8 protein-coding genes and 1 pseudogene are annotated in these 8,453 nt (G+C 73.2%); 5 read left to right on the top strand and 4 right to left on the bottom strand.

The features are described 5' to 3' along the window. Window positions 1-122: pseudogene (locus tag IE94_RS41400) on the top strand (glycoside hydrolase family 11 protein); the annotation flags it as partial. A gap of 53 nt (window positions 123-175) precedes the next feature. Here the strand turns inward: IE94_RS41400 and IE94_RS0133715 are convergent. After that, on the bottom strand, window positions 176-535 hold the full coding sequence (locus IE94_RS0133715; protein ID WP_030192076.1) for a MazG-like family protein: 360 nt from the start codon (window positions 533-535) through the stop codon (window positions 176-178). 30 nt (window positions 536-565) lie between these two features. Next, the gene (locus IE94_RS0133710) at window positions 566-1,108 is read right to left on the bottom strand and encodes a DoxX family protein (RefSeq protein WP_030192073.1); all 543 of its coding nucleotides are present in this window, start codon (window positions 1,106-1,108) and stop codon (window positions 566-568) included. Window positions 1,109-1,274: 166 nt separating this feature from the next. Here IE94_RS0133710 and IE94_RS0133705 point away from each other — a divergent pair, with 166 nt between their 5' ends. Beyond that, a complete protein-coding gene (locus IE94_RS0133705) occupies window positions 1,275-1,601 on the top strand; it encodes a nuclear transport factor 2-like protein (protein WP_030192071.1) in 327 nt (108 codons plus the stop codon). A gap of 207 nt (window positions 1,602-1,808) precedes the next feature. Here IE94_RS0133705 and IE94_RS0133700 read toward each other — a convergent pair whose 3' ends face one another. Next, complete coding sequence (locus tag IE94_RS0133700) at window positions 1,809-2,600, bottom strand: SDR family oxidoreductase (RefSeq protein ID WP_030192068.1); 792 nt, start codon at window positions 2,598-2,600, stop codon at window positions 1,809-1,811. Between the two features lie 132 nt (window positions 2,601-2,732). On the opposite strand from IE94_RS0133700, the gene IE94_RS0133695 reads away from it, so the two are divergent. Further along, on the top strand, window positions 2,733-4,397 hold the full coding sequence (locus IE94_RS0133695) for an alkaline phosphatase D family protein (RefSeq protein WP_030192066.1): 1,665 nt from the start codon (window positions 2,733-2,735) through the stop codon (window positions 4,395-4,397). Here IE94_RS0133695 and IE94_RS0133690 read toward each other — a convergent pair. Then, entirely contained in the window at window positions 4,384-5,469 is a 1,086-nt protein-coding gene (locus IE94_RS0133690; RefSeq protein WP_030192064.1) for a Gfo/Idh/MocA family protein, read from the bottom strand. The genes IE94_RS0133695 and IE94_RS0133690 overlap by 14 nt on opposite strands. A gap of 130 nt (window positions 5,470-5,599) precedes the next feature. On the opposite strand from IE94_RS0133690, the gene IE94_RS0133685 reads away from it, so the two are divergent. Both IE94_RS0133685 and IE94_RS0133680 read left to right on the top strand, forming a co-directional pair. Further along, window positions 5,600-6,979, top strand: coding sequence for a multidrug effflux MFS transporter (locus tag IE94_RS0133685; RefSeq protein WP_037924519.1), 1,380 nt, complete (start codon window positions 5,600-5,602; stop codon window positions 6,977-6,979). Continuing rightward, a complete protein-coding gene (locus IE94_RS0133680) occupies window positions 6,931-8,103 on the top strand; it encodes a serine hydrolase domain-containing protein (protein ID WP_209441107.1) in 1,173 nt (390 codons plus the stop codon). Before IE94_RS0133685 ends, IE94_RS0133680 begins: the two co-directional genes overlap by 49 nt. The last annotated feature ends 350 nt before the right edge of the window (window positions 8,104-8,453 follow it).

Below are 8,453 nucleotides of genomic sequence, written 5' to 3'. Positions count from 1 at the left end.
CGAGCTACCCGAGCGCGCAGACGCTGACCGCCAAGTCGAACGGCAGCGGCAACAGCTGGGGCGCCACCATCCAGGCCAACGGCAACTGGACCTGGCCGACCGTGTCCTGCACCGCGGGCTGAGCGAGCCCCGCCCCCGGCCCGCACCCGTGCCGAGAGTCACGGGTGCGGGCCCTTCACGCCCGGCCGCTCACTCCCCCGCCCAGCGAGCGTCCCGCCACCCGCGCCAGGTGCCGGCCGAAGACCTCCCGGGCCTCGGGTGTCAGGGTCCGCAGGGCCACCATCGCCGTGATCACGACGTCGCACAGCTCCGCCTCCACGTCGTCCCAGGTGTGGGTGACGCCCTTGCGCGGGTTCTGGCCGATCGCGCCGATCACCGCCTCGGCGACCTCTCCGACCTCCTCCGACAGCTTGAGCATGCGCAGCAGCAGGCCCTCCCGGCCGCCGACGGGCTGGTCCGCCTCCAGCCACTTCCACAGGTCGTCGATGGTGTTCCAGGGGTCGTCGGCCCGCGTGCCGCCCGTGTTGTCGCTCATGTGGAGCAGCCTGCCACGTTCCCGCGGGCGTCAGTCGAACAGCGTCTCCTGGCGCCCCTCGGCCGCCCTGCGCAGCCGCCTGTTCCGCGCCCCCACGACCACCGTCGTGGCCGCCGCGGTCATCGCGAGGGCGGCGGGGACCATCCAGTTCCGGTCGACCGCGTGGCCGAGGGCGTGGTCGAGGGAGAGGCGGCCGGGCCCCGAGACGGCGAGGCCCGCGGCCGTCAGACCGAGGGAGACCGCGTACTCGTAGCCGCCGGCCTGGGCGAAGAAGCCGTGCGGGACGTGCACCGCCGCGGCGCCCGCCATCGCACCGGCCGCCGCCGCGCCCGCGGCCGGAGTGGCCAGGCCCAGCGCCAGCAGCGTCCCGCCGCCCGTCTCGGCGAGGCCCGCCGCGGTGGCGCTGGCCCGCCCCGGTGCGTAGCCCATGGCCTCCATGGCCCGGCCTGCCTCCCCGATGCCCCCGCCGCCGAACCAGCCGAGCAGCTTCTGCGCCCCGTGCGCGGCGAGGACGCCGCCGGTGCCCAGGCGGAGCAGCAGCAGCCCCAGATCACGCCGGTCACAGCACGTCACTTCGACTCCCTCGCGGACGGTGGCGGCTCCCTTGGTCCACCGTCGTCCGCCGACGGCGTCCGGGCCCGCCGCCGGGAGCCGTTCGGGTGGTGGCGGGGCGGTGACGGGCGGTGGACCGGCAGGGGGCCCGGTGGCGGGGGTGCGGAGCCGGTGTGACGCTGCGGCCATGACGATTCAGACCACGCGACTCAGCGACCCGGCCGTCCGCGCCTTCGTCGCCGCCGTCAACGCCCACGACCGCGAGGCCTTCCTCGCGCTGCTCGCGCCGGACGCCACCATGGCCGACGACGGGGACGACCGGAACCTCGACCAGTGGATCGACCAGGAGATCTTCTCCTCCAACGGTCACCTGGAGGTCGACCGGGAGTCCAACGGCGGTCGCGCCCTCATCGCCCGCTACCGCAACGACACGTGGGGCGAGATGCGGACCCGGTGGGACTTCACCGTGGACGAGGACGGCCGGATCGCCCGTTTCGAGACCGGGCAGGCGTGACCGGGTGATGGTGCGGCAGCCGTCCCGCCCACGGGTGCGGGGGAACGGCTGCCGCCTCCCCCCTCGGTATGGTCCGTGGAGTGCTGCGGAGGAGCGTTGTGGAAGACCAACGCCTCAAGTGTGAAGTTCCGGTGAAGGAGATTTGAGCATACGTCCTCCAACGGGCGCAATACTCCGGATGTTGAAATTCCGATGGTGTGAATCGGCTCAGCCGCGCCCGACGTACGGCATCGCCGTCGCCAGGACCGTCGCGAACTGCACGTTGGCCTCCAGCGGCAGTTGGGCCATGTGCCGCACCGTGCGCGCGACGTCGGCGACGTCCATCACGGGCTCGGGCGCCGTCTCCCCGTTGGCCTGGAGCGCGCCGGTCCGCATCCCGGCCGTCATGTCGGTCGCCGCGTTGCCGATGTCGATCTGGCCGACCGCGATGCCGTAGCGGCGACCGTCCAGCGACAGCGACTTGGTCAGGCCCGTCAGCGCGTGCTTGGTCGCCGTGTACGCCACCGAGTGCGGACGCGGCGTGTGCGCCGAGATCGAGCCGTTGTTGATGATCCGGCCGCCCTGCGGGTCCTGCTCCTTCATCTGCCGGTACGCCGCCTGCGCACACAGGAACGCCCCGTTGAGGTTGGTGTCCACCACGTGCCGCCAGGCCTCGTAGGGCAGTTCCTCGACCGGCACGCCACCGGGGCCGAACGTCCCCGCGTTGTTGAACAGCAGGTCCAGTCGCCCGAACCGCTCGCGCACGGCGCCGAACAGGGCCGCCACGTCCTGCGGGCGCGACACGTCGGCGCGGACGGTGAGGGGCGTGCCGCCGCCCGCGGGTGCCGCCGCGGCCGTCCGTGCCAGCGGCTCGGGGCGGCGGCCGGCCAGGGCCACCGACCAGCCGGCGGCGAGCAGTTCGACGGCGACCGCCCGGCCGATGCCGGATCCGGCGCCCGTGACGACGGCGACCTTGCGCGCGCCGGTGCTTTCCTCGTCGCTGGTTCTCACGGTGTTCATGACTCGGCAGCGTACGGGTCGCGGAACATGCGGAACTCATCCGTCCGACATGCGACCGTCATGTCCGCGCCAAGCCCGGGTCGTTCCCGGACCGTCGAATGCCCCTTGCAACCACCGCAAGGGGAGGAACGGATGACACCCGCGAACCACCAGGCACCGACCACGGCTCAGCCGCGGTCCTCGCACGCGCCCGAACTCCGCGCCGCCGCCCGCGGCCTGGGCCGCCGGCGCTTCCTGACCGTCACCGGCGCCGCCGCCGCGCTCGCCTTCTCCGTGAACCTGCCGGCCGCCGGCACCGCGAGCGCCGCCCAGCTGGACGCCGCCCGGCTGACCGCCGACCCCTTCACGCTCGGCGTCGCCTCGGGCGACCCGCAGCCCGGCTCCGTGCTGCTGTGGACGCGCCTTGCGCCGACCCCGTACCAGGCCGACAGCGGGCTGCCCGCCAAGCGCGTCGAGGTGAGCTGGGAGCTCGCCCTCGACGAACGGTTCCGCCGCGTGGTCAGAAAGGGCCGGGCCACCGCCCACCCCGAGTTCCACCACACCGTGCACGTCGAGGTCGACCACCTCGCGCCCGGCCACGTCTACTACTACCGCTTCCGCGCCGGACGGTACGTCAGCCCGGCCGGCCGCACCCGCACCGCGCCCGCCGAGCACAGCCGGGTCCCTGACCTCACCTTCGGCCTCGTCTCCTGCCAGAAGTACGACGAGGGCTACTACACCGCGTACAAGCACCTGGCCCAGGAGGACGTGGACGTCGTTTTCCACCTCGGCGACTACCTCTACGAGTACGCCGTGAACGCCACCGGCGGCTCCCGCGCCTACCCCGCGGGCACCCTGCCCGCCCACTTCAACCATGAGACGGTGACGCTGGAGGACTACCGCCTGCGGTACGCCCTCTACAAGTCCGACCCCGACCTGCGCGCCGCGCACGCCGCGCACCCGTTCGTCGTCACCTGGGACGACCACGAGACCGAGAACAACTACGCCGACGAGACCCCGGAGAACAGCGTTCCGCCGGAGGAGTTCCTCATCCGCAGGGCCGCCGCCTACCGCGCCTACTGGGAGAACATGCCGCTGCGCCGGCCCCAGCTGCCCGACGGTCCCGACCTGAAGCTCTACCGCCGCCTGCACTGGGGGCGCCTGGCCCAGTTCGACGTGCTCGACACCCGGCAGTACCGCTCCAACCAGGCGTACGGCGACGGCTGGCAGTTCCCCGGGCCCGAGTCCGAGGACCCGAGCCGCACGCTCACCGGCGACGCCCAGGAGCGCTGGCTGATCAACGGCTGGCACCGGTCGAACGCCCTGTGGAACGTGGTGCCCCAGCAGGTCACCTTCGCCCAGCGCCACAACATGACCACCACCCCGTCCAAGGTCTCCATGGACTCCTGGGACGGCTACCCGGCCTCCCGCGAGCGGGTCCTGGCCGGCGCGCAGGCCGCCGGGGTCGAGAACCTCATGGTCCTCACCGGCGACGTGCACGTCTCCTACGGCTTCGACATCAAGCGCGACTTCGACGACCCGGACTCGCGGACCGTGGGCACGGAGATCGTCACCACCTCGATCACCAGCGGCGGCAACGGATCCGAGAAGCCGTCCAACTGGGACACCCTCATGACCGCCAACCCGCACCTGAAGTTCTTCGACGGGCGGCGCGGCTACGCGACGGTCGCACTGGGCCGCGACTCCGCGCGCACCGACTTCAAGACGGTGGCCCACATCACCACCGAGGGCGCGCCGCTCACCACCGCGGGGTCCTTCGTGACGGAGGTGGGGGAGCCGGGGCTCAAGCCGGCGTGACGACCGGCTCCGCCGCGTCGCCCTGATCCCCTCGTTCCCGCTGTTCCCGCTGTTCGCCCTGTTCGCCCTGTGTCCCCTGTTCGCCCGGGTAGCGGACGCCGACGCGGTCCCGGATCGCGTCGAGCGTCCGCATCACGGCCAGCGTGCCGTCCAGAGGAACCAGCGGGGACTCGGTCTCCCCGGCGCGCAGGGCCCGCATCACCTCCTCGGCCTCGTGCCGCAGGCTCTCGCGGGGCCCGTCGGCCGGGTCGGCGCGGAACTCCTGCGGCTCCCGGCCGGTCCGGTGGAGCACGAAGTGGTCCGGGAAGAAGAAGCCGTTCGGGACGTCGATGCGGCCCTCGGAGCCGGTGATCGACGCGGAGTGGGGCGTGGCGCCGGTGATGGAGCAGTGCACCGACGCGAGAGCGCCGCTCTCGTAGGAGAGCAGTGCGCCCGTCTGGAGGTCGACGCCCTCGGCGGAGAGCACGGCCCGCGCCGCCACGTCCGCGGGCTCACCGAGCAGCAGGTGCGCGAACGACACCGGGTACACGCCCAGGTCCAGCAGCGCGCCGCCGCCCTGCGCGGGGTCGCGGAGCCGGTGCGCGGGCGGGAAGGGGCCCGCGAGGCCGAAGTCCGCCTGGAGGCTGCGGACCTCGCCGATCGCGCCGTCGTCGACGAGCGTCTTCAGGCGGCGCACCAGCGGGTTGCAGTACATCCACATCGCTTCCATGAGGAAGACGCCGTGCTCGCGGGCGAGCGCGACCAGTTCCCCGGCCTCGCGCGCGTTCAGCGTGAACGGCTTCTCGCAGAGCACGTTCCGGCCCGCCGCCAGGCAGAGACCGGCCGCGGTCCGGTGCGCCGAGTGCGGGGTCGCGACGTACACCACGTCGACGTCCTCGTCCCGGGCCAGCGTCTCCCAGCCGCCGTACGCCCGCGGGATCCCGAACCGCTCGGCGAACGCCTTCGCCGGCGCCTCGGTCCGCGACGCCACCGCCACGACCTCCGCGTCCGGCAGATCGACCAGATCCGCCGTGAACCGCGCCGCCATGCCGCCGGTCGCGAGAATTCCCCAGCGCACCTTCTGTCCGGTCACCGCTGACACCCTGCCCCACCCTCGCTCAGGCTCGTTCGACGTCTCGTGCGTCGTTCGAGTTTGTTCGTTCGAGTCCGTACGAGCTGAGAGCATAGGTGGCGGATCTGCAGAAGAGGGAGGGGCACATCACATGCCCGAGCGCGGGCCGTCCATACCGCATCAGTCATCGGACACGACTACGACTACGACTACGACTACGCCTACGGCCACGGTCACGAGTACGGCTACGGCTACGACTCCGGCCACGGCCACGGCGACCACACCCACGAGCGTGCCCTCGTTGCCCGCCGCCCGGCGCGTCGGTCTGCTCGTCACCCTGATCCTCGGCAGCCTGACCGCCACGCCGCCGCTGGCGATGGACATGTACCTCCCCGCGCTCCCCGAGGTCACCCGGTCCCTGGGCGCACCGGCCGCGACCGTGCAGCTCACGCTCACCGCCTGCCTGGCCGGCATGGCCCTCGGGCAGATCGTGGTCGGCCCGATGAGCGACAAGTGGGGGCGCAGGCGTCCGCTGCTGGCCGGTCTCGCCGTCTACGTCGTCGCCACCGCGCTGTGCGCCGTCGCGCCGAACGTGGAACTCCTCGTCGCCTTCCGGCTGGTCCAGGGACTCGCCGGCGCCGCCGGGATCGTCATCTCCCGGGCGGTCGTACGCGACCTGTACGACGGGGTGGCCATGGCCCGCTTCTTCTCCACCCTCATGCTGATCTCCGGCGTCGCCCCGGTCGTCGCCCCGCTCGTCGGCGGGCAGATCCTGCGCGTGACGGACTGGCGGGGCGTGTTCGTCGTCCTCGTGGTGGTCGGGGTGGCGCTGGGCGTCGTCGTGTGGGCCCGGCTGCCGGAGACGCTGCCCGTCGAGGACCGGCACGCGGGCGGTGTCGGCGACACCCTGCGCGCGATGCGCGGGCTGCTCGCCGACCGGGCCTTCACCGGGTACATGCTCGCGGGCGGTTTCGCCTTCGCATCGCTGTTCGCCTACGTCGCGGCGTCGCCGTTCGTCATGCAGGAGATCTACGGGGCGTCGGCGCAGACGTTCAGCCTGCTGTTCGGCCTCAACTCGATCGGCCTCCTGGTGGTCGGGCAGATCAACGGCAAGATCCTCGTCGGGCGGGTCAGACTGGACCGGGTGCTCGGCTTCGGACTCGTCGTCGTGATCGCCGCCGCGACCGTACTGCTGCTGATGTCCCTGGGCGTCTTCGGGGAGGTCGGACTCGGGCCGGTCGCCGCCGCGCTGTTCGTGCTGATGTCGGCGATGGGCGTCAGCCTGCCCAACACCCAGGCACTCGCGCTGATGCGGGTCAAGAAGTCCGCCGGTTCCGCCTCCGCGCTGCTCGGCACGTCCTCCTTCCTCATCGGCGCGGTCGTCACCCCGCTGGTCGGGATCGCGGGGGAGGACACCGCGGTGCCCATGGCCGTGGTGCAGTTGGTGGCCGCGGTGGTGGCGCTCGGTTTCCTCGTCACCCTGTGCCGGTCTTCCGCCGGACAGGGCGTGGGCAAGGGAGCAGACAGCTGAGCGCTCCGAGACTGCGCGGCGACACCCCGGAGCGGGCCGGACTCGACCCCGGGCGGCTCCGGCGTGTCGTCGCCCAGGTGCATGACCTCACCGGCGGCGAACGGCCCTGGGCGGCGGGCGCGGTCGTGGCCGTCGGGCGCGGGCCCGTGCTCGCCGTCGAGGAGGCGGCGGGCTGGGCGGTGCGCTACGCCTCCTACGACCCGCGCACCGACACGGGCGTGGAGCTGCCGGCGGACGCGCGGGTGCCGATGAGCGTGGACACGCCCTTCGACCTCGCCTCGCTGACGAAGCTGTTCACGGCGGTCGCCGCCGTGCAGCAGATCGAGCGGGGCACGCTCGGCATCGACGCGGAGGTCGGGGCCTACCTGCCGGACTTCCGGGCCGCGGCCCGGTACCGCGTCACCGTGCGGCAACTGCTCACCCACACCTCCGGGCTGCGGCCCGAACTCCCGCTGTACGACTGCGCCGATGACGAGGAACGGCTGCGGCGGCTGCGGGCGGAGCCGCCGGTGGGGGTGCCGGGTACGTACTGCTACTCGGACCTGAACATGCTGCTCCTGCAACAGGTGCTGGAACGCATCACCGGGCGGGGGCTGGACGTCCTCGTCCGGGACGGGATCACCCGGCCGCTGGGCATGGCGGCGACGCGCTTCGGACCGTGTCCGGACGCCGCGGCGACGGAGGACCAGCGGAGGCCGTGGGCCAAGGTGGACCGGGGGATGCTGCGCGGGGTCGTCCACGACGAGAACGCGTGGGCGCTGGGCGGGGTGGCCGGTCACGCCGGGCTGTTCTCGACGGGGCGGGACCTCGCGGTCTTCTGCCGGACGCTGCTCGCGGGCGGCTCCCACGGGCCGGCGCGCATCCTCGGGCCGGACTTCGTGGAACTGCTGCTGGTCGCACCGGGGCTGGGCTTCGCCCTGGACCAGCCGTGGTTCATGGGCGAGCTGGCGGGGCGCGGGGCGGCGGGGCACACCGGCTTCACGGGGACGATGCTGGTCCTCGACCGGGCGACGGACACCTTCGTCGTCCTCCTCGCCAACACGGTCCACCCACGCCGCCGTGCACCGGACCACCGGCCGCGCGCGGCGCTGTGCACGGGGGTGGCGCGGGCGGTGCGGGTCTGAGCTCGTTCGTGGGCTGCGGTGGGTGCCTGCGGGTGCCTGCGGGTGCCTGCGGCGCCTGTGCGGCTCCGGTGGGGGTGCGGGTTGCGCGGTGGGTTCGGTGGGGGGTCGGGGCCGCGCCGGGGGGTGTCCGTCCTCGGAACGGCGCGGAATCGGTGGGACAGAGATGCGGGGCTCCGTTGACGCGCCAACCGCTGCGGGCGGACACCCCCCGACACGACCCCTTCGCGCCGTACGCGGCTCTCCCGCCGTCCCCCCCCAGCTGCGGGCAGTCGTGCCTCCCCCAGTGCCTGAACGGCCTGGGAGGTACCCCCAGGCGGCACGGGTGGGCGCAGCGGCACCCCGCTCCGCCG

It is taken from the genome of Streptomyces violaceorubidus, assembly GCF_000717995.1.
Classification (GTDB): domain Bacteria; phylum Actinomycetota; class Actinomycetes; order Streptomycetales; family Streptomycetaceae; genus Streptomyces; species Streptomyces violaceorubidus.
The sequence above is the reverse complement of the archived record's forward strand: the minus strand, read 5'-3'. Positions and strand labels throughout refer to the sequence as shown.

Coding starts and splice junctions, on each gene's coding strand:
- IE94_RS0133715 (WP_030192076.1), bottom strand. CDS start 535: ATGAGCGACAACACGGGCGGCACGCGGGCCGACGACCCCTGGAACACC.
- IE94_RS0133705 (WP_030192071.1), top strand. CDS start 1,275: ATGACGATTCAGACCACGCGACTCAGCGACCCGGCCGTCCGCGCCTTC.
- IE94_RS0133700 (WP_030192068.1), bottom strand. CDS start 2,600: ATGAACACCGTGAGAACCAGCGACGAGGAAAGCACCGGCGCGCGCAAG.
- IE94_RS0133695 (WP_030192066.1), top strand. CDS start 2,733: ATGACACCCGCGAACCACCAGGCACCGACCACGGCTCAGCCGCGGTCC.
- IE94_RS0133685 (WP_037924519.1), top strand. CDS start 5,600: ATGCCCGAGCGCGGGCCGTCCATACCGCATCAGTCATCGGACACGACT.